Origin of the sequence: Clostridium sp. CM027 (genome assembly GCF_024730565.1) — a bacterium.
In the GTDB taxonomy this organism is placed as follows: domain Bacteria; phylum Bacillota; class Clostridia; order Clostridiales; family Clostridiaceae; genus Clostridium_AD; species Clostridium_AD estertheticum_B.
In genome coordinates, this window is sequence record NZ_CP077725.1 from 1,339,515 (window position 1) to 1,359,126 (window position 19,612).

21 protein-coding genes and 1 pseudogene are annotated in these 19,612 nt (G+C 34.7%); 6 read left to right on the forward strand and 16 right to left on the reverse strand.

Annotation, left to right across the window (positions count from 1 at the left end):
- Nucleotides 1–95 precede the first annotated feature (95 nt).
- Together KTC92_RS06425 and KTC92_RS06430 are read left to right on the forward strand one after the other, a co-directional pair.
- Entirely contained in the window at nucleotides 96–1,697 is a 1,602-nt protein-coding gene (locus tag KTC92_RS06425) for a DHA2 family efflux MFS transporter permease subunit (protein ID WP_220286662.1), read from the forward strand.
- Between the two features lie 293 nt (nucleotides 1,698–1,990).
- Nucleotides 1,991–2,602 (forward strand): TetR/AcrR family transcriptional regulator, encoded by a 612-nt coding sequence (locus KTC92_RS06430; protein WP_220286661.1) that lies wholly within the window; start codon nucleotides 1,991–1,993, stop codon nucleotides 2,600–2,602.
- Between the two features lie 292 nt (nucleotides 2,603–2,894).
- Here KTC92_RS06430 and KTC92_RS18650 read toward each other — a convergent pair whose 3' ends face one another.
- Entirely contained in the window at nucleotides 2,895–3,140 is a 246-nt protein-coding gene (locus KTC92_RS18650; protein ID WP_369811898.1) for a hypothetical protein, read from the reverse strand.
- 29 nt (nucleotides 3,141–3,169) lie between these two features.
- Here KTC92_RS18650 and KTC92_RS06435 point away from each other — a divergent pair, with 29 nt between their 5' ends.
- Complete coding sequence (locus KTC92_RS06435; protein WP_258280765.1) at nucleotides 3,170–3,388, forward strand: TetR-like C-terminal domain-containing protein; 219 nt, start codon at nucleotides 3,170–3,172, stop codon at nucleotides 3,386–3,388.
- Nucleotides 3,389–3,966: 578 nt separating this feature from the next.
- Here KTC92_RS06435 and KTC92_RS06440 read toward each other — a convergent pair.
- From KTC92_RS06440 to KTC92_RS06470, 7 genes are all read right to left on the reverse strand, one after another.
- Nucleotides 3,967–4,137: a hypothetical protein gene (locus KTC92_RS06440; RefSeq protein WP_220286658.1), complete on the reverse strand. Its 171-nt coding sequence runs from the start codon at nucleotides 4,135–4,137 to the stop codon at nucleotides 3,967–3,969.
- An 841-nt stretch (nucleotides 4,138–4,978) separates the two neighbouring features.
- Entirely contained in the window at nucleotides 4,979–5,356 is a 378-nt protein-coding gene (locus KTC92_RS06445) for a DUF3888 domain-containing protein (RefSeq protein ID WP_220286657.1), read from the reverse strand.
- Between the two features lie 911 nt (nucleotides 5,357–6,267).
- Nucleotides 6,268–8,841, reverse strand: coding sequence for an FtsX-like permease family protein (locus tag KTC92_RS06450; RefSeq protein ID WP_220286655.1), 2,574 nt, complete (start codon nucleotides 8,839–8,841; stop codon nucleotides 6,268–6,270).
- A complete protein-coding gene (locus KTC92_RS06455; protein ID WP_220286654.1) occupies nucleotides 8,838–9,521 on the reverse strand; it encodes an ABC transporter ATP-binding protein in 684 nt (227 codons plus the stop codon). The genes KTC92_RS06450 and KTC92_RS06455 overlap by 4 nt, the downstream gene beginning before the upstream one ends.
- 82 nt (nucleotides 9,522–9,603) lie before the next feature.
- Complete coding sequence (locus KTC92_RS06460; protein ID WP_220286653.1) at nucleotides 9,604–10,593, reverse strand: sensor histidine kinase KdpD; 990 nt, start codon at nucleotides 10,591–10,593, stop codon at nucleotides 9,604–9,606.
- Complete coding sequence (locus KTC92_RS06465; protein ID WP_220286652.1) at nucleotides 10,580–11,266, reverse strand: response regulator transcription factor; 687 nt, start codon at nucleotides 11,264–11,266, stop codon at nucleotides 10,580–10,582. The genes KTC92_RS06460 and KTC92_RS06465 overlap by 14 nt, the downstream gene beginning before the upstream one ends.
- Nucleotides 11,263–11,472 carry a helix-turn-helix domain-containing protein gene (locus KTC92_RS06470; protein ID WP_253198218.1) on the reverse strand — a complete coding sequence of 70 codons (210 nt, stop codon included), beginning with the start codon at nucleotides 11,470–11,472 and terminating at the stop codon, nucleotides 11,263–11,265. The genes KTC92_RS06465 and KTC92_RS06470 overlap by 4 nt, the downstream gene beginning before the upstream one ends.
- 1,080 nt (nucleotides 11,473–12,552) lie before the next feature.
- Here KTC92_RS06470 and KTC92_RS06475 point away from each other — a divergent pair.
- The gene (locus KTC92_RS06475) at nucleotides 12,553–12,720 is read left to right on the forward strand and encodes a hypothetical protein (RefSeq protein ID WP_220286651.1); all 168 of its coding nucleotides are present in this window, start codon (nucleotides 12,553–12,555) and stop codon (nucleotides 12,718–12,720) included.
- Between the two features lie 199 nt (nucleotides 12,721–12,919).
- Here the strand turns inward: KTC92_RS06475 and KTC92_RS06480 are convergent, their stop codons facing one another.
- The 3 genes from KTC92_RS06480 to KTC92_RS06490 all read right to left on the reverse strand — a co-directional run bounded on the left by KTC92_RS06480 (nucleotide 12,920) and on the right by KTC92_RS06490 (nucleotide 14,989).
- Nucleotides 12,920–13,954, reverse strand: coding sequence for an L-threonylcarbamoyladenylate synthase (locus KTC92_RS06480; RefSeq protein ID WP_220286650.1), 1,035 nt, complete (start codon nucleotides 13,952–13,954; stop codon nucleotides 12,920–12,922).
- A 162-nt stretch (nucleotides 13,955–14,116) separates the two neighbouring features.
- On the reverse strand, nucleotides 14,117–14,593 hold the full coding sequence (locus tag KTC92_RS06485; protein ID WP_220286649.1) for a GNAT family N-acetyltransferase: 477 nt from the start codon (nucleotides 14,591–14,593) through the stop codon (nucleotides 14,117–14,119).
- Nucleotides 14,594–14,746: 153 nt separating this feature from the next.
- Nucleotides 14,747–14,989, reverse strand: a complete 243-nt coding sequence (locus KTC92_RS06490) for a hypothetical protein (RefSeq protein WP_220286648.1) — start codon at nucleotides 14,987–14,989, stop codon at nucleotides 14,747–14,749.
- A gap of 123 nt (nucleotides 14,990–15,112) precedes the next feature.
- Here KTC92_RS06490 and KTC92_RS06495 point away from each other — a divergent pair, with 123 nt between their 5' ends.
- Entirely contained in the window at nucleotides 15,113–15,400 is a 288-nt protein-coding gene (locus KTC92_RS06495; protein WP_220286647.1) for a transposase, read from the forward strand.
- Nucleotides 15,400–16,251, forward strand: coding sequence for an IS3 family transposase (locus KTC92_RS06500; RefSeq protein ID WP_309137247.1), 852 nt, complete (start codon nucleotides 15,400–15,402; stop codon nucleotides 16,249–16,251). Before KTC92_RS06495 ends, KTC92_RS06500 begins: the two co-directional genes overlap by 1 nt.
- A 25-nt stretch (nucleotides 16,252–16,276) precedes the next feature.
- Here KTC92_RS06500 and KTC92_RS06505 read toward each other — a convergent pair whose 3' ends face one another.
- The 5 genes and pseudogenes from KTC92_RS06505 to KTC92_RS06525 form a co-directional block, all read right to left on the reverse strand.
- Nucleotides 16,277–16,873 carry an NAD(P)H-dependent oxidoreductase gene (locus tag KTC92_RS06505; protein WP_309137248.1) on the reverse strand — a complete coding sequence of 199 codons (597 nt, stop codon included), beginning with the start codon at nucleotides 16,871–16,873 and terminating at the stop codon, nucleotides 16,277–16,279.
- Between the two features lie 246 nt (nucleotides 16,874–17,119).
- On the reverse strand, nucleotides 17,120–17,350 hold the full coding sequence (locus KTC92_RS06510; protein ID WP_220320222.1) for a hypothetical protein: 231 nt from the start codon (nucleotides 17,348–17,350) through the stop codon (nucleotides 17,120–17,122).
- 73 nt (nucleotides 17,351–17,423) lie between these two features.
- Complete coding sequence (locus KTC92_RS06515) at nucleotides 17,424–17,957, reverse strand: flavodoxin domain-containing protein (protein ID WP_216303606.1); 534 nt, start codon at nucleotides 17,955–17,957, stop codon at nucleotides 17,424–17,426.
- Between the two features lie 118 nt (nucleotides 17,958–18,075).
- Nucleotides 18,076–18,267: a hypothetical protein gene (locus tag KTC92_RS06520; RefSeq protein ID WP_216303605.1), complete on the reverse strand. Its 192-nt coding sequence runs from the start codon at nucleotides 18,265–18,267 to the stop codon at nucleotides 18,076–18,078.
- Nucleotides 18,268–18,285: 18 nt separating this feature from the next.
- Nucleotides 18,286–19,567, reverse strand: a pseudogene (locus KTC92_RS06525) (esterase/lipase family protein).
- Nucleotides 19,568–19,612: the final 45 nt, after the last annotated feature.

Below are 19,612 nucleotides of genomic sequence, written 5' to 3' on the forward strand. Positions count from 1 at the left end.
AATTATATAATTTAATTATCGTTTAAAAAATGAACTTTGTTTCATTTTTATTAAAATATATAAGCTTAAATATATTAATTAGGAGGATATTTTATATGAAGGATAGCAAAAAAAAATTACTGGCTCTAATTGGTCTAGTTATGTCTGGGTTTATAGGCTCATTAGATTCTACAGTTGTAAATGTATCTCTACCAGCAATACAACAAAGCTTTGATGTAGAATTTCAGGGCGTAATGTGGATAAGTACAATATTCTTATTATTTAATGCAAGCTCTCTTGTTACTTTAGCAAAATTAGGAGATATGTTTGGTAGGAAAACGTTATTTCTAATATCTTTATCTGTATTCACTATATCATCTGTCTTATGTGGTATTTCACCATCTTTATTAATACTTATCATTGCTAGAGCTGTTCAAGGTATAGCTTCTGCAGGATTAATGACTATAGCTATACCGATAGCTCTAGGTATGTTTCCAAAAGAAAAAAGTGGAATGATAGCTGGAGCATGGGGATCATCAATGGCACTTGCAATGGCTATTGGTCCGTCTCTTGGAGGTTTTATAACAGAAAAGATTAATTGGAGGTATATTTTTTATATTAATATACCTTTAGCAATAATTTCTTATATATTGGTTACAATGTTTGTATCTAAAGATGAAATATTGTTAAACAATAAGAAAATAGATCTGGGTGGAATATTATTTCTTTCAATATCCTTATTCTGTCTGATTTATGGGCTGTTAGAAGGGAATAATTATGGATTCGATTCTATAAAAATATTAACATTATTTGGTGTTACAATAATATCAACAATAATTTTATTAATTATTGAAAAAAGAAATAAGAATGCTCTATTTGATCTCTCCCTTTTCAAAATAAGAAGTTTTACAGTAGCATCAGTTACTTTGGCTTTTGTTGGTGTTGTTTATGCTGTATGTGGAAGCTTAATAAATTTTTATTTAAAAGGTATATTGAATTATACTACTTCACAATCTGGAAATATAATAGCCTTTATGTCCATAGGTTTTTTAGTCTCATCTATTATAGCTGGAATTTTATCTACTAAATTAAAATTTTCAACTCTATCTTTTATAGCTGTAATAATATGTATGGCATCATTATACTTAATATCAACAATCAACCCCAATGTTAGTATAAATACATTAAGATTATACTTATTCATAGGAGGATTAGGAAACGGTATAGTCGGTGGTCAATTAGTTGCATCTGCTTTAGCAGACATCCCTAAAGAAAAAAATGGTCAAGCTTCTGGAGTTAATAGAATGATCGCTAATATAGGGAATTTACTATGTATCTCAATATTATCAGCTATATTAATAAGCAATGAAAATTATTATTTCAACTCATCTAAAAATGAAATGATTAATTCAATAAAGGTTGAATCTAGATTAAACTCAAATGTAAAAAATAAAATTATTGCTCAATTAGAGAATATGGATAAGGGTAACTATAACAAATTACCAGAAAGAATAAATTTTGTGATAAAAAATACAAGTACGCCTAAAGAAGAAGCTTATATATTAAGTAATATAATAAGTAGAGATACAAAATATACACGAGAGAATACATCAAAAGCGTTTACTGATACCTTCAGAATTTCTATTTTAGGATTAGTTCCAGCCCTTATTTTAAGTCTATTTGTAAATCCTGAATGCTTATATAAAAAAAAAGAATAGTAAACTTCAAATGTTAAATGCCTCCTTCAAGTACGTATTTAACATGCTACAGTGAATCGGTAGGTTATTATGAATTGAATTTTTTTAAGAGAATATATATAATTCATGAAATAATGACCTTTATTTAATTATTAAATAAAATATTTTAGTTAACTTTTATATAAAACATGAAAAAAAGTTCATTTAATATTATAAAAATTATAATATAATTTTTATAATATTAAAGTTGTTTTATTGACTTTTTTCAAAAGAAATTTTACAATGATAATGTAAAAGTATGGAGGTAAATATTAGTGAAGAACATACGTAAAATTCAAGTACGAACTATAGAAAACAAGGAAAAGCTCGTTATATCAGCCGATGATCTATTTATGATTAAGGGTTTTTATAATACAACATCAAAAGAAATAGCAAAACATGCTGGAGTTTCAACAGGTGTATTTTATAATTATTTTGATAACAAAACGGATATATTTATAGAAATTTATAAAACCACTTGTTCATATTCATATAACTATCTAGAGAATTTAATAAGTAACTTATCTATAGAAAATGTAGATTACAAACCTTTGTTTATAAACTATATTCGTAATGGTATAAAAGCATCTTGTAAAAACAGACATCTATATGATGATTTAGAATCATTAAAAAAAGAGTCCTGTGAAGTATACAACATTTATAATTATAACAATGATAAAATGATTTTACTTCTTCAAGATTTTATTAAAAGTTTATATCATGGAGAGAAAAACATTAATTGGAATATAAAATGTCAAATAATATTAAATACTGTTCAAAGTAATGCAAATGCTATCGTTGCAATAAAAGATACTAAACAAAGAAATGAATACATAAACAACTTAATAGATATGTTATATAAATTTATATTTGATAATAGGGATTGAGTAACATACAACATAATAAGATGTTATCTTAAATGAAAGAAGAACTGAAATTTTGAACCTTATTTACTAATAATAAAAGTGCGTAATTATTTAATACTACCGCATTTAATATGAAATATATATAAGGTATTTATTAATTTGTAAAAAATTAACGTTTAATGTTATAACTTTTCTAGTGATTAAGTCACAATTGTGTTTTATTGCTAAGCACTTTTGACAGAGTTAACTGTTTTTTTTAACGTAAAAAGGAACAGATTCTGAAAACAGATCCCGTTCCTTTTTCATTCTTTATTTATTCTTTTTCCTGTATTTCTGAATATTTGTACAAATATTTAGACCAGGAACCCATAATTTTGTGAAGCGCCGGTATCAGAATTAGAGTTAGAATAATTCCCAACAAGGAGGCTAACATGATTGTATTCATGCCATAATGCAATATCTTCTCAGCGGTATATAAGGACCAGACACTAGGCAGTGGTAAAATAATTGATGTGATGACTCCTGGTACATAGTGCTTAAAACGGATGCATATAAACATATGGATAAAAACCAAATGTAAAGTTACCCCTGCCCGCTTTTGATGAGGTAAAGGGTGAAAAGATGCCTTTTCCTAAAGAAAATATTCAGTACGCTTTAACATCTAGCACTGGTGGGTTTATGCACATCCTTCTCAGGTGGCTGAACGACAGTACACAGAAATCGCCAGAAGAAATGGCAATAGTAGTGAAAGATCTTGTTTCAATCTGCAATTATTCGAATCCCATAAAAAAAGCGAATCAGTCATGAATTTAGCTTCAATGAGGAATGACCCATGACAATAAATATTTGAAAAAAGTGTGTTTCCAATGTAAGAAAAGCCTACTTATTTAACAGCCGGAGCGCCTGTTTTTCTGTTCAAAGGAGGTATGCTCTGTAGCACTCGCTGTTGTGGTAACCGACACCCTGATGACCTTTATACTCAGGATGTTGTGGTGTTACAAATATATACCACTTATCTATATACAGAAAAAAATTGCATAAAATACCTAAAAGGTTTTTTAGATAATTTGCCTATTCCACCTTAGGGCTGGTCCACCTTGAACAAGTTGTGATGAACCTACAACTTGCACAAGGTGGCTGGGTATTTCAAATATACGTGCGTAGTATTGTTTACATCTGATACGCATATAATTTAGCTATGGCAGCACTTCCCATAATAAATTTTGCTGCAAATAGGGGTACAGGTAGTAACGGAACCAAAAACTACTATAAGTGTGCAAAAAAAATGGAATTTTAAATTTAAATAGCTGTTTATCATCAATCTTAAGAAAAGAAAAAAAGGCATCGCTGCCTTTTGGTTTGTTGAGCAATATATGAATGTTGCGTCATTTATGGAAATTAACTAATTTTGTAACGCAATACGCCATTCCTGTTGTGCCACCACAACCAACTATAATCAATATTGGTTCAAATTCTGCATATTTCATACTAAATGCAAAGGCTAAAAAGCCAATTATTGCACCAAAAAAATATATATAATAAGACTTATATTTCATAGTACCCCCTTTAAAATTGTTTCGTCATCGCTTTAAGTTGCGACTTAATCACTAGAAATATAATACCATTAAATACTATTTTTACAAACCAATACAGCCTATCTTTATACATTTCATAATTTAGTTTGATGTTAAAACGAATTACTCTCCGTAAAGGTGTACTTTTTTAAACGGTATATAGAGCGTTCACTATATCTAATTTTTGTGTTTTTGAACGTTCATATTAAATAATTAGTATTCTCAAACACCTACTGTGTACAGATTAGGTTTAGTTATCGCCATATATTTACAGACCTATAGCTGATTTCTGTTCCGTTACTACCTAAACCCCTAATACAGAAAAAATGGTTTTAGAATTACCATTAGGTAATGAAGTATTCAAGTTGTCTTATATTAGGGGGTAGTATCCGCTAAGCGTAAATTTACCACGTTAAGATACATATTACCAAAATAACGATAAATACAGGGAGAATATTAAATATACTCGTGTTATTTTAATATTTTTCTCAAAGGTTTTACATTAGCTAATATATATTTTTTATTACTTTTTTAGTTAGCATTATCAATACTATAATTCTACTTTAACTAACTTGTTTTGAGCAAAAAAATAAGAGCTTTATCATTTCGTGATTAAACCCTATGTGTATCAATGTTTTACAGTGATGTTATATATTTTTTCGAGTTAGAACTTTTTAGTATTAATTCTAAGTCGGAATATTTTGATAAAAGACTCTTTTGGTAATAACTGTCTCAACGTATATTTTCCGCGTTTTGCGAGCACTACCCCCATATGCAGTAGCAAATCTATTACAGAAAACAAAGTCCATATTAAGTTGCAAAATCATTGCAAATATAGAGGTAACTCAAAACTTTTAATATGTTCAAATTTTTTCATAATAACACCTGACGGAGATATTTCAAATGTAATGTTATCAATACCAATAGTATTATGCGCACCCACAAATGGTTTAACTTGAAGCTTTAATAAAAATCCAAATGTCCTATAACCATCAGGTCTAATAGCCTCTAAAACTTTTATATCAAAAAGGTCATATTGCACTGGCTTTTTATAGTATGATTCCAAGCCATCTTGTATATTTTCAAATAGCAATGTAGTAAAAATATCCTGATATAATTCTTCCGTAGAGTTTTTTTGTGGGATACTAGAAACTGAGGCATGGGAATTAATTGAAAAAGATAAAGACAACAATAATGTCATTACTAAAAATAATATATTCTTTTTAATATATATCACCTCTTTTATTTATTAATTATATTATTATCTTATAATTAATAATTTATGAGAATTATGGTATGATCAAATGTATATTTTATGAATGTATTTATAATTCAGCTATCAAGACAATCAACATATCATGATATGTTGATTGTCGGTATCCTTTATGGAAATATTGAGGATGGAGAGACTAAAGACATAGATATTGAGGATAGGTATCATTCAATTTACCTGAAAATTGATTGGCGCAGAAGTAATGAATTATAAATCAATCTTAGTATGAGACTAAGATGCCGCACTCAAAGGCTGGTCCACATCAAATTTTCTCATTCATTCTTCATACGAAAACCTGATGTGGCATGGGTCTGTGTAGTACCGGAACACAGGTCCTAAATTTTACCATCTAAGTTTCATTTAAAGATCCTCGTTTATCATGTTTGCGGATGCTCCACAGACTATGGCTGATGAAGGGAGATGGCGGGGAACGGCGGCTGGGGCAGTAAACAGGCCCGGCCCGAAGTTACAAGATACTTTGCTGTCGGCTGGCTAAATCAAGCCGTTATGTTTCCATAACGGCTTGATGTGCTGTTTTGAAATACAGTAATAACAAAGCACGGCAACGTCCTCCTTTTACGCCGCCGTGTCCCGAAAAAGGGGCACAGTTTATCAATCCCTCCGGTATACAGAAAACGGCGATTTTGATTTTCAAAACCACCGTTTTCTGTATATCTTTTTATGGCATAACGAACCCCCGCCGAATAACGTTTTTTTCTTTTTCCGCTTGCGCGGCGGGTTTTTTGCCGTATTTTATTGTGGTACAACTTCGGGGCGATTGCGAATCACTTGAACTAAATGTTTTTTTGATTTTCTATCAAGTCAATATCGGTTTTGAATTAATTCATGTCATCCCGAAGCGCGTCAATAATATTTTCTTTTTTTATCTTGCTAACAGAATACAGCATTGTAATGAACACTACAAAGAGCACGCTGAACACGCTGATTGCCATATTGCCCCACGGGAACATAAAACCGATGTCCTCCCCGCTGCTGACCATCCCTTTGTAAATCAGCCAAGAGGAGATTGCCGCTATGGGAAGCCCGAAGAGCAACGCCTTCATGCCATAAAAGGCACACTCGAAATTCATCATCTTTTGGAAATCGCGGTCAGACATCCCCACAGATCGGAGCATGGCAAGCTCTCGCCGACGCAGCTTGATATTAGTGGAAATAGTGTTGAACACATTAGCAACCGCAATCAGCGAAATCATAATGATAAAAGTATAAGCGAACACGTTGACAATTAATATATAATTGCGGCTCTGATCAAACATTTCATAATAATTGTACAGTTTATAATTGGATTTAATTCCCATACCCTTAATCATCGCTTCCATTTTAGCCATCGACTTTGTGGGATTCTTTAATCTAAAGGTCAATCCCTTAATAACCGCATGGGTATCGGAGGTTTCAAACTTCTCTTTGAGCGAATAGGGGACCATCACGCTAAAAATGCACGGATTCTTCGACCCGGAGTTTCCTAGGATCGGGAGTGTATCAGGCAGCACGGTATTGACAAACGTAATGCTTACGTTTCGCCCCTGTTTTATCTTCGGCTTGCCATTTGTTTCGGGAGCGATGGTAAAATTCATGGAAGAACTCTTGAATATATCAATCAGCTCGCTCTGCCCGGCTTTCGCGTTGTCTACTTTTTGGGCAACGGCGATCATTTTCGCGTTTTTCCCGGTATATTCCTTTACGGGCAAACCCAAGCCTTTGATAATATTCAGATAGGCGCTATCACCAAGAAACTGGATGTCCATTGGCAGATTAACCGTTTTGTCCGGCAAATTATAACCCGCGTATTTCCGGTAGCGGTCTGAAAAATTGCTTGCTTTAACCGCGCATGAATACTTCATAAGCGCTTGATACGAGCTTTCGTAAACACCGTCGGCGGTTTTCAATTTGTCGTAAAGCGACAACATTTCGCTATCGTCCATGTCCTGTGTGGCCAAACCGATGTCAAAGGTAGTAACCTCTACTGTCCGCTCCGACACCTGTTTTATATCCGTTACAAAAGCACTGGTCGATATAAACAGCACTACGCTTAAAACAAGTGATAGCACAATGCTGCGATAGCGTTTCTTGTTTCTTTTAAAATTCTTTAGCGCAAGGGTTCCCTCCAAACCGTAAATACGCTGCGCCAGTTTTGACGTTTTCACGGCTTTGGATTCAACTTTGACCTCGTTCGTCTGGCGAATACTCTCCATAACGGGAGTGCTTGCGGCCTTTCTGGCCGGGATATAGGCCGAAATCAGAATTGTAACTATGCTGACTGCCGCCGCGCCGACAATCGCGGGGACGGACACTGTCAAGGTGAAATGGACGTTGCTGTAGAGAACGTGCTCAAAATTCTTGGCGACACCGGAAATCACAAGCCCGATGCTGCCTATGCCAACGATAACGCCAATCGGTATGCCGACCGCACCTATACAAAGTCCCTCAACTAGCACCGAATTTCGCAGCTGCCTCGCTGTGGCTCCCACCGACGAGAGAATCCCGAACTGGTGTGTGCGTTCATTCATTGATATGTTGAACGAATTATAAATCAGAAAAATCGAGCCTACCATTATCAATGCAACCAAAATGCCGCCAATCGAGTACAGAAGCGTGTTGAAAAACTTATCCTCCGAAAGACCCATGAAGCGCAACACATTATCGTTAAATACATAGCTATGGCTTTGGGCTGTGCTGCTTGCGTAAGCGTGAACCCCATGCGGGTTTTTAAGCGTGACAAATAGGTTTAAGCTGTCCGCTTTGCCTTCTGCATCTGCTTTCGTTATCAAGGTATATCCCGGCGCGGAAGACTCATCAAAACCGGGTTTTTCGCAGATTCCGACAACCTTGTAGGTTCTCTTGGCTTTTGGCATAAGAGTTTCTTTTCCAGAAATGTAAGGGTTTTGTTGACTGAGATTTTTGTTGACCTCCATGCGGCTTCCGACAGCAAGTGAAAGCGTGTCACCCACCGCAAATTGAACGCCGCCGCTTGCTTCGACGCTCAGCGGAACAAGAATCTCCCCACTGTTTTTCGGCAATCTACCTGAAACCAGGGTTATGGGCAAGGTATCAAAGGCTTTCTTGCTAAATCCGGCTATAAAAAGATACGGCCTTTTGGGGTTTTTCCCTCCGTCAAGTTTTGCGTAGCCGATATTTTCAAATGTTGCGGTGTTTGCAACTCCATTGTCGAGAGTTCGTTCCTGTGCGAAAGAGGAATCAACGTTCAAATACTCGACGTGCCAATCGCCGTATTCCTGGGCCGCGCCTTTTGCCAGATAGTTCAGTATGGAAACACCCAAGGTAGCGACTGCCGTAATCATGGCGGCGGACAGGATAACCCCGATAACCGTTACAATCGTTCGTGTTTGGCTTTTTTTCATGCCTTGCAGGGTAACTTTATTGAAAATATTCATGGTCTCACCCTCTCGTCTCGCACTACTTTGCCGTCTGATATGCCGATAATGCGGTCTGCTTGCAGGGCGATATTTTCGTCATGGGTGACGAGGAGCAGGGTCTGCCCATATTTTTTATTGCTTTCTTTCAGCAGTTTGATGATTTCATGTCCATTTCGGCTGTCCAAACTGCCCGTGGGTTCATCGGCAAGCATGACCGCCGGGGAGTTCATCAAAGAGCGTCCTATGGAAACGCGCTGTTGCTGACCGCCCGAAAGCTGATTGGGTAAATGCGTTTTGCGGTCTTTTAGCCCAAGCAGTTCCAACAAGTCATTCAGCCGTTCCTCGTTGACCTTGCGCTTGTCCATCAGTATAGGCAAAGTGATGTTTTCCACCACATTCAGAGTGGGAATGAGGTTGTGAAACTGGTAAATCAACCCTACCTGCCGCCTGCGGAAAATGGCGAGTTTTTCATTGTTTTGGGCATATACATCCTGCCCCTCCAAATACACCTTTCCGCTTGTCGGCACGTCCACGCCGCCGATGATGTGAAGCAATGTGGATTTACCGGAGCCGGAGGAGCCGATAATTGCGGTAAACTCCCCCTTTTCGATTGTAAGCGAAACATGGTCAAGCGCGGTAACTTGGTTTTCGCCCTTTCCGTAGACCTTGTATAAATTTTCAATTTTTAAAAACTCCATTATGTGAGTCTCCTTTCTCATGTCTTACCCATATAATAGCACCTTAAACTTACATCTCTGTGACTTTCAGGTGAGAGATTAGTCACTTTGGGAAACGAATGGCAAATATTGCGCCGCCCTGCGGGTGATTTTTTGCGGTAATCGTCCCTCCCTGCCGTGTTATAATCATCTTGCAGAGAGCCAATCCAATCCCGTATCCTGTAGCGTTTGGGTTTTTCCCACGATAAAACCTGTTAAACAGGCAGGGTAAATCTTCTTTTTCAAAGCCCGCGCCACTGTCGTGGATGGCAATCTCGGTAAACAGTGGGTTGTCCGTGCAGACAATCTCAATCTTCCCGTTCTCGCCTGCGCTCTCCATGCAATTTTTGAGGATGTTTTGAATTGCTTCCGAAAGCCAACCTGAATCACCCTGAATAATCATACCTTTCGGTGCATCTATTTGAAAATCAATATCGTGCAGTTCCATTGGGATTAGAAACGGGCGAATCGCGGCACATATCAAGTTGTTTACATCTATCTGCTCGCTTTGGAACACCACAATGCCCGCGTCCAAGCGGGATAACTTCAATAGGGAAGTAATCAGCCAATCCATCCGCACAAGCAATTCCTCTGTTTCCCGCACAAATGCTTTCCGCTCGGTTTCATCAGGGTTATTCGCTAACAATGACAGAATGAGGTTCACGGATGTGAGCGGGGTTCGGAGTTGGTGGGCTATGTCGGCCAGCGAACCTGCAAGATGTTCTTTTTCTTTTTTCAGCACGTCGTTTTGCTCCCGAATGCGCAACGTCATTTTTGTTATCTCGCTGTGCAGAATGGAAAGTTCGCCCTCGTCCGATTCACCAATATACAAATGGTCAGCATTATGAAGCACAAGATCGATTTGATCTGAAATCCGAGCAATGCTTTTGTATCGGGCTTTGGTAAACGCGAAAAACGCTGTGCCAAAGACGGCGGCAGAAGCAATGGCAAGGATTCCAGCCAACCTATTTATTGTAAATCCCAGCGTTACAGTGGTGGTAGCTATTAAGGAGAACAAGATTGCAAGCTGCCGAAACTCTCTATTCCGAAGCATACTCGCCCCCCAATCTATACCCCGTTCCGCGAACGGTCAGAACGATTTGCGGACTTGCGGGGTTGTTCTCTATCTTCTCCCGCAGGCGTTTGATGTACACGGTCAATGTATTGTCATTGACAAACTCGCCCGCCGCGTCCCACAATTCGTCAAGTAGCCTGCCCCTCGTGATAATGCTTTTGGGGTTTCTAATAAACACCAGCAACAAGCGGTATTCTAATGCTGAAAGGAAAACCTCGTTGCCGTTTTTCTTCACAACGCCGCTTGCCGTATCGACATAAAGCCCTCGGATTTCAAAAGCCGACCTAGAACGCCCGCTTTTTCGCAGGGCGGTTCCAATTCGCGCAATCAATTCACGCGGACGAAAAGGCTTGGTGATATAGTCGTCCGCGCCCATATTCAGGCCGGTAACAACACTCGCCTCATCGTCGTAAGCCGTCAGAAAGATAACGGGAATATCTTGCGTTTCTTTGATTTCCGTGCAAACCATAAAGCCATTTCCGTCAGGTAAAGAAATATCAATCAACGCCAAGTCAAATTTATTCCCGGCAAGAGCGGCAAGGGCTTCACTCCGCGTAGGGGCGTGGGTGACTGTAAATTTCTCCGCGCGGAGCAAAAGCATAAGGTTTTTAGCGATTGCCTTATCGTCCTCAACCAAAAATATCCGTTTCATTTATTTTCACCATCCTTTACTTTACTGCTCCTATATCGTCCGTCAGCCGGTTTTTCAGTGTCAGCAGGAACAAGCCATGTATTTCCCATTTTTTTAGCTCCCTTAATCCGCCCGGAAGAGCAATGGCACACAACCATTCTGTCTGTGATTCCCGAAATTTTCGCTGCTTCTTTTGTCGTTATATAATTCACGCATAATACCTTCATAACTCTATTGTATTTATTTTGACGGAAATTTACATGCTGAGGTATAAAACAAAAAATTACAGGAGCGTTGAAAAGCGTTCGCGCTCCCGCAAAGGCTAAAGATGTTAGGCGGCTTTAAATGTCAGTATTCCGGCAAGCAGGCCAAGGTGGTACATACCTTGCGAATTTGCTCAAAATCCCCTTGCGGGATTTTTGGAAAATCTGCTTATTGGGGAGTATCCCCAATCCCCACTGAACACACAATAAATTGTGTGGCTACGCTCACTCCGTGAGCTGAAAAAATCACAGGTCAGATTATCTCTGCTCCTGTTATTTTTCTTTTTTTCGATGAGCCATATCGTCGCCTATAAGACGATCAACATTTGCATTTGCGGTAACTACTTCCTACATTTCTTTTTTTACCGAATGGTACTTTGTATAGGCTTTTTTCTTTTGGGTGAGTAGCTCGGAATATTCTATTTGCAGAGCCTTGACAGTATGCAACTTTTTAACGCCCAGCTCATCAAAAGCCGCCTTTGCACGGTTACAATTGAAATCTTTTTTCTCATATATACCTCCTGCTTGCAATTCATCTTATTGCTATAAATATAATTTTACCTAATTGACGTATTAACTTTAACCGTCTTATTTGGAATAATTTTATCGTAATTCGACAAAACGCAACGAATATTGGGGGGATAGGCAAAAACACCCACATTCGTACACAATGATTTTAAAATTTAAATTCATAAAAATAGTTAGATTTATGAATTTGTCAAGTAAAATAATTACATTTTTGTAATTATACTTTCCTTGACGTACGAAATATCATTTTCGCTGACACTACCCCAAAAATAAATTGACTATTTTATTTTTGGGAATGGCATTGCAATTTTACTTATTCTTCCACAGTTATACAATAATTTTATAATAATTATTCATCACCCTCATTGAATAATTATTATAAGATTGTCAATAATTTAGATATCCTACTTTAGTTAAAAAATTATTTACAAAAGCTTATAAATAGATTAGCAAAAGATGCAAAAGTAATTCTACATCCGATGAATAATTTGAGAATTATTTATATGAGGAATTGTCATGAAGCATCTTAAAGTAGGATTTTTCGTAGTATCCATCATAATACTTTCCATACATTATAAGGTAGTTGAGATTAATTTTAATATCCTGTCAAAGAATGTAGGAAATATTGCTGTATGGATAGCTTGTACTATGCTAGGAGCGATTATTTCATCCTGGCTTGAATAATGAGCCGGAAGGTAGCTTCAATAAAAAGAAGTTGCCTTTTGCTTTTTACAAATTATTTACAATTCGCACTGTTTAGTAAGTTCGACATATCACAGTTACTGCATTTTGTTCGTCAATTATATCCTACAATATATTCTCAATATTGCTCTTAATAATCACAGCTGTTCCTGTTATTGTAATTAAAAACAACCGATATGATTTATATATGAATAATGTTTCCTGCACTTGCTTTTTCTAATCGATTGATTATAGAATTCCCTAACCCATTGTTATTGGGAGCTTGTATATAAATATGACTTACACTCAATTTATCACATTCTCTAATCAAATCAAACATCTTTTGTGCAGCTATATTTAACATTTTAAAGCTTCCTAAACTATATATATGTTGATAGTCCTTAAAATCGTTTAAAAATTCTTGAAAACAAATTACAACATCATTCTCATTTGCATTTTCTTTAATCCATTTAGAAGTTTTTACATAATCTCCTTCAACCAATGTTAGTGGTGCATCTGGTGCATAGTGTTTATATTTCATTCCTGGAGCCTTTGGAATTTCATTTTCTTTCACGCTTAATAAATCCTTTTTATATATAAGATTTGGAATCACATTACATATGTCATCCAAGCTTATTGCTCCTGGCCTTAGCAGTATTGGGGCTGGAGTAGACATATCTATAATTGTTGACTCTAACCCAATTGAACACGGCCCTCCATCTAAAATACAAGAAATTTTTCCATTTAAATCATTGTAGCAATGCTCGGCACTAGTAGTTGATGGCTTTCCTGATAAATTTGCAGATGGAGCTACTAATAAAGTTCCACTTTCTTTAATTATAGCCCTTGCTATTTCACTTTTTGGGAATCTAACTCCTACAGTTTTCATTCCTGCAGTAATTGTATCTGAAATGCAATCTTTCTTATTAAAAATCAAAGTTACTGATCCCGGCCAAAAAGTACCAAATACTTTCTCTGCTTCTTTTGAAATATCTTTGCATATGTCATACACTTGTTCCAATTTATATATATGTACCAATAATGGATTATCCTGTGGCCTTCCTTTAACTTCAAATATTTTTTTTATTGCATTTTCATTAAAAGCATCTGCGGCTAATCCATAAACAGTTTCTGTTGGAATTGCAATCACTTCACCATTTCTTAGATACTCTGCACCTTTTACAATATTTTTATAATTAATATTTAAATCTTTAACATTTAATATTTCTGTTTCCATAGATAAACTGCCTCCTATTTGCGTAATTTGTTTGGTATAATAACCATTACTATTTATCCCACTAATGGCTGTTATACCACACACCTATTCAGTTCCAAAAACAACCGTTTATGGTGCTTATACAGTTGACGAGCAATAAAAGAATGTTGTAAATTATAACCACTATAAATTTAATTCCATTTTTTTGTTTCTTGTTAACATTCCCATTTTTTCATAAAAATAAATTGCACCTTTATTAAATTCCCATACAACTAATTGTAATGATGAAGCACCTTCTGCTCTTACATAATCTACAATATATTGAAATAATAATCTTCCAATCCCATTTTTCTTATAATTTGAATTGACACAGAAATCATCTATATAAGCCACTCTTCTTGGTATTAATATTGATACGCTTTGCATATCAATAATTTTCACTGTACTATAAGCAATTGATTCTTTTTTATCAGTATTTTCAACAACAAATAATTTTGTATTATATGTATTCAATAAATTACTAAAATGCTCTTTTAATAAAGGATTATTGATATTAAAAACATCTGGTCTATTTTCAACATGCAAATTATGTACCTCGGCATTAAGGTTACTAATATCATTGTAATCACTACTAATTGCTTCTCTTACTGTTAAATTCATAAAAATCCCTCCTCCATTAGTTCGTTATATATTACAATTATTCATGTATCGTAGAATGTCACGGTAGACGTATTAGTCACCCAGTACACTCCGCACAGATCCCAGCGTGCGGAACTACCGCAGCGGGCTCTTCAAATATATTCGCTTACGTAATCACTCAAAACAGGTTTCGATTCTCATTTGTGTTTCTGCTCTTTCCACTACTCTATGTTTAATTAGTCCATACCAATTCATCTTTTTATTAAACTCTTCCAAGTTGAAACCCTTTCTTTGATTTCTACGATTCATCCATTTATACAATATTCTTAGGGATGGTCCATAGAATTCACTAAGTCCCTTACTATTTCCTATTACTCCGTAATAGTTGAAATATCCCCTGTATTTAGAATTTAACATTGTCACAATCCAAGGCTCATTCCTCTAAATAGATTGTATGGTATTAAATGACCTGATATACTAAAGTTGTAACACTGAGTACTAATAAAATAGTATAATAAAATTAGGAGAGTGGTGTTACAAATGGCAAAGAAAATATATGATCAAGTATTTAAAGAAAAACTGGTAAAATTAAATCTAGAAAATAGTAGAACAATTCCAAGTCTAATTAAAGAGTATGGTGTATCTAGATCAACCCTTAATGTGTGGATTAAAAGCTATTGTGAAGAATGCAAAGAATCAGAAGAAAAAATATCTCCTAGTGTTTATGAGGAAAATAAATTATTAAAAAAGCGAACTACTGAATTAGAAAAGGAAAATGCTTTCTTAAAAAAAGCTGCGGCATTCTTCGCCAAGGAAATAGACAATTAATCTACCAGTTTATATTTGCCAACAATAAAGAGTTTGGCATCAGATGGTTATTACGTCGCTTTGAGCTATCACCTAATGCATATTATAATTATTTAAAATTCAGAAAAAATATCTATATGGAACAAAAGAAATTAGTTTTAAAACATATACAGAAAATTTTCCACAGTGAAAATGGAAAAATGGGATATAGAATGGTAAAACGCTCATTAGAAAAACAAGGAACTAATTTGAGCTTATTAACTGTGCATAAATATATGAAAGAATTAAATATTAAGTCGGTTTCATTTAGGAAAAGACCTAATTATGTAAAAGGAACTTCACATAAAGTATTTTCAAATATCCTAAATAGAGATTTTACAGCTGTAGCTAAAAATTTAAAATGGTGTACAGATTTCACCTATATACATCTTTCAAGCGGTAGGATAATGTACAATTGTTCTATTTTAGATCTATATGATAGAAGTATTGTAGCAACTAAAATATCTAATCATATAACCGCTGAACTAGCTATTGATACACTTAGTGAAGCTATATCTAATCATAAGCCCCCTACGGGATTAATAATTCATAGTGATCAGGGATCGCAATATACCTCAAAGGCATTCACTTCCTTTTGCGAGGATAAAAAAATGCAGCAGTCTATGAGCAAAGCAGGTTGTCCATATGATAACGCTCCTATGGAGTCTTTCTTTGGAAAACTCAAGAATGAACATATTAAGCATTACAGTATTAAAGATGCTCTACATTTAGAAGAACTAACAAATGATTATATTTTTAGATATTATCACCATAAACGGCCTCATAGTTCTCTGGGAGGATTAACCCCTTTTGAGAAAAGATATTCTAAGTAATTATTTACACACAAGTGTTACAATTTTACTTGACCAGGTCAAAAACAGCAAAACTCGGTGTATGCATTTTTTTAGATGAAACATCATTATGAAATTTTTCTGCCAACCTTCTGCATTTTATTTTTATTCTTTTATTTACTGTATAATCATTCCAACTATATGATATGACAGGTAATTTATAACAATAGCTAAATCCAATTCCTTTTAGCCACGCCGAAAGGTAGTTTACTGCACTATTACCGCCTACTCCACCCACTGTTGTAACAACTATTGCTTTGTTTTTGAAAAAGTGAGGTCTGTGAAACATATAGCACAAGTGGTCAATCAAATTTTTAGTCAAAGCGTTTGGTTGCATATTAAAGGTTGTCATTGCAAAAATCACGCCATCACTTTCATCAATTTTATCAATTATTCTCTGCATAATTTTATGATGCGGACAGTGTTCATGCCCTTTTCTAAAACAAAGACTACATCCAGTGCAAAAGGGTAGTTCCAAATCTGTTAACTGTATTTCCTCAAATGTTGATTCAGGTGAGATTTCATGTAAATCTTCCTGAATCAATTTAACTAACCGCCATGTATTACCCCTATGAGGGCTTCCATTAAATATTAAATATTTAATATTATTTCATCTCCTTCTAAAAATATTCATAGTTCATAGAGCAGTGATGTTTATGAATCCCTTCATCCTTATTTTCTTTTTCAAAGGTAGTATAAATAATATTTAATACGCAATATTATACTGTTGTAACACAAAATATTTATTTAATTATACTATCATTACCGTAAATTGTATACTAACCCAATATATATATGATAAGTGGCAGGTAAATAGGTATAGTACAAAGATTCATCTTATGTACTATACCTATTTATCATCAATCTTAGGAAAAAGAAAAAAGGCATTGCTGCCGTTTGTGGCTGTTGGACAATAACCTTTTTTCTGTGTTAATTCATCAAAATTACCTATCTCCTCTATCCTTCCATTGTTGGCTACTATTATCCCATCATACATTCTGAGTACTTCATCAACAAGTTTGTGTGTAACTACCATACACGTCAATTCATCAATACCTAAAATTACAGGTACAGTTGACATACGTGTAAAAACCGGCCACATTCTGGATATTGATTCCAGTACATGGCTTTAGTTCTTAAACAATAAAATACTGTTATGAATTAACATAAGTGATTATTTTATCTATATTTTTCTTTCTTGTAAAATCTACGGGCTTATCGTAGCAGGCTAGCATGCCTCTTTCATCAGGTGTTAAATCTTTTTTCATCTTCACCTTCATCTGCATCTTCCATTTTAGTAATGTCATAAGCACCTTATCAAAAGGCTTTAGTTTACTATAATTAAATCCACCTCTTAAATAAAAGAACTGTATATGTTTCTGTTCTCCAGGAGTAAAGTTTGTATTTCTTACTTCATCTATCGCCTCTTGGCTAGAGGGAGATGCTCCCGTTGCAAAAATAATGACTTTTTTATCTTTAAGTATATCCAAGTTCTTTGTTATATATTTTACTCCATTGATACCAACAGCATACAAACTGCCACCGTAAATCACGATGTCATAGGCTGCCACTATATTGGTTGCAACATTTGAAACATCAAAAATATCAGCCGATAACTCCTCTGCAATCCATTCTGCATATTGCTTTGTAAAACCTGTTTTTGATTTGTAAATTACTACAACTTTCATTATTAGAACCTCTTTCAATATAAATTTCTTGGAATTAAAATACAACTAAGCCTTACATCTACCTAAAATCAATAAAGAGATAGCTTCTACGTTCCAAATCATAATCTATTGGCTCCTTTTATTTTCTTGAAACTCCTTTAACAAGGAGTTCTACATAAGCATTTGTTGTAGCAGTTATTATATTTTCATCATAAACGTTATTTAACACAATCATAGTAACCACACCCAATATACTTGTAGTCATTAAAACTGCTGTAAATTTTGTATCATTTATAACAAAATCATCTGAGGAAACACCTTTATTTAGCATATTTACAAGTAGGTTTACTTAATATCCCTCATTTTTAAGGGTTGATATAATCTCTACATATTTTTCCATTACATCAAATCCTTTATAATCATCTCTTCTTAAATCTATAATATCTCCATGAGAGATTCCACGCCTATGCTTATTTTTAAGCACACCTTTAAATTCTCCCCATTTAGCAGAATTAATAGATACTAAACCATCATTTTCACCTTCCGTTAACTTCACTAAAATATAAGGAATGGTCACTATATAATCACTAAACATATGCTTTATAAAGCTTATCAGGCATATTACAAGCAATATCAACAAACTTACATCCTCTATGAGGTGATGACACCATTGTTAGCGATGCAACATATTCCCCCATCTCTAACTTACTAATCATATAACGTGCATCTAATCCACCTTTTGAATGTGCTATAATATTTACCTTTTCACATCCTGTTGCCTTAACAATATCAAGAATTTTATCTTTAATGTCCTGCGCATTACATTCCACTGTTCCCCAAGCTTCTTGATTTCCATAATAAACTGTTGCCCCATTACGAATCAATTCCTTAGGTATTCTTCCCCAATAATTAATGTATTTTAAATCTCTAAATCCAACTCCATGAACTAACACAAGAGGATATTTTGTTTTACATACCTCTAAGTCAACACGTGCTTCATTATTAATTACCTTATAACACTCATGATCATATTCTATTTTTGCAATATGACAAGCATACAACATTATAAAAATATTTATAATTGGAATAAAGACCATAACGGCTACTATATATCTTTTTAATATACTTAGCCTTCTTGAAGTACATAAGATTCGTAACATTCCATTTGCAAGTAAAGTAATAGTAGTCAATACCATAATAATAACATCTATTACAACGATATTATTAGAAATAACGAAGTCTTTTATTGCTTTAAACCCTATTATGTATATTAAGATTTGAATAAACGCTACATACAATCCATAGAGAACAAGACGTTTGCCACCTAACATTACCTTTAATCTAATGTTAACAATTTGCTTAAATGCGTTTGGGGCTATGTTTATTTTTAACCAAATATAAAAACTGAAAATAATTATTTGGATTAAAATAATCCATTTGCATATAACTTTATCTTGTCCAAATTTAGTGCGTTCGCTAAAAAGCCACCCTAACAAAACAATATGAGGTGCAAAAATAAAATATATGCTCATGAATTTTTTATTGAGTAAAAGTACCTTATTGCTAAGATCTAAGCATATGATGCTTATTATTAGTATTGCTAAAGCAAACGTTATTATAAATACTATCATTTAAATCCACCCTTTAATTCTGCACATTCTTAATATAAAATGTTT

Excerpts from the sequence above, each read along its gene's own strand:
- KTC92_RS06495 (WP_220286647.1), top strand. The coding sequence starts at position 15,113 with ATGGCAAAGAAAATATATGATCAAGTATTTAAAGAAAAACTGGTAAAA.
- KTC92_RS06490 (WP_220286648.1), bottom strand. The coding sequence starts at position 14,989 with ATGTTAAATTCTAAATACAGGGGATATTTCAACTATTACGGAGTAATA.
- KTC92_RS06425 (WP_220286662.1), top strand. The coding sequence starts at position 96 with ATGAAGGATAGCAAAAAAAAATTACTGGCTCTAATTGGTCTAGTTATG.
- KTC92_RS06450 (WP_220286655.1), bottom strand. The coding sequence starts at position 8,841 with ATGAATATTTTCAATAAAGTTACCCTGCAAGGCATGAAAAAAAGCCAA.
- KTC92_RS06470 (WP_253198218.1), bottom strand. The coding sequence starts at position 11,472 with ATGAAGGTATTATGCGTGAATTATATAACGACAAAAGAAGCAGCGAAA.
- KTC92_RS06485 (WP_220286649.1), bottom strand. The coding sequence starts at position 14,593 with ATGAATTTAACAGTAAGAGAAGCAATTAGTAGTGATTACAATGATATT.
- KTC92_RS06475 (WP_220286651.1), top strand. The coding sequence starts at position 12,553 with ATGAAGCATCTTAAAGTAGGATTTTTCGTAGTATCCATCATAATACTT.
- KTC92_RS06510 (WP_220320222.1), bottom strand. The coding sequence starts at position 17,350 with ATGTCAACTGTACCTGTAATTTTAGGTATTGATGAATTGACGTGTATG.
- KTC92_RS06460 (WP_220286653.1), bottom strand. The coding sequence starts at position 10,593 with ATGCTTCGGAATAGAGAGTTTCGGCAGCTTGCAATCTTGTTCTCCTTA.
- KTC92_RS06480 (WP_220286650.1), bottom strand. The coding sequence starts at position 13,954 with ATGGAAACAGAAATATTAAATGTTAAAGATTTAAATATTAATTATAAA.
- KTC92_RS06515 (WP_216303606.1), bottom strand. The coding sequence starts at position 17,957 with ATGAAAGTTGTAGTAATTTACAAATCAAAAACAGGTTTTACAAAGCAA.
- KTC92_RS06520 (WP_216303605.1), bottom strand. The coding sequence starts at position 18,267 with ATGCTAAATAAAGGTGTTTCCTCAGATGATTTTGTTATAAATGATACA.
- KTC92_RS06440 (WP_220286658.1), bottom strand. The coding sequence starts at position 4,137 with ATGAAATATAAGTCTTATTATATATATTTTTTTGGTGCAATAATTGGC.
- KTC92_RS06455 (WP_220286654.1), bottom strand. The coding sequence starts at position 9,521 with ATGGAGTTTTTAAAAATTGAAAATTTATACAAGGTCTACGGAAAGGGC.
- KTC92_RS06465 (WP_220286652.1), bottom strand. The coding sequence starts at position 11,266 with ATGAAACGGATATTTTTGGTTGAGGACGATAAGGCAATCGCTAAAAAC.
- KTC92_RS18650 (WP_369811898.1), bottom strand. The coding sequence starts at position 3,140 with ATGTTTATATGCATCCGTTTTAAGCACTATGTACCAGGAGTCATCACA.
- KTC92_RS06445 (WP_220286657.1), bottom strand. The coding sequence starts at position 5,356 with ATGACATTATTGTTGTCTTTATCTTTTTCAATTAATTCCCATGCCTCA.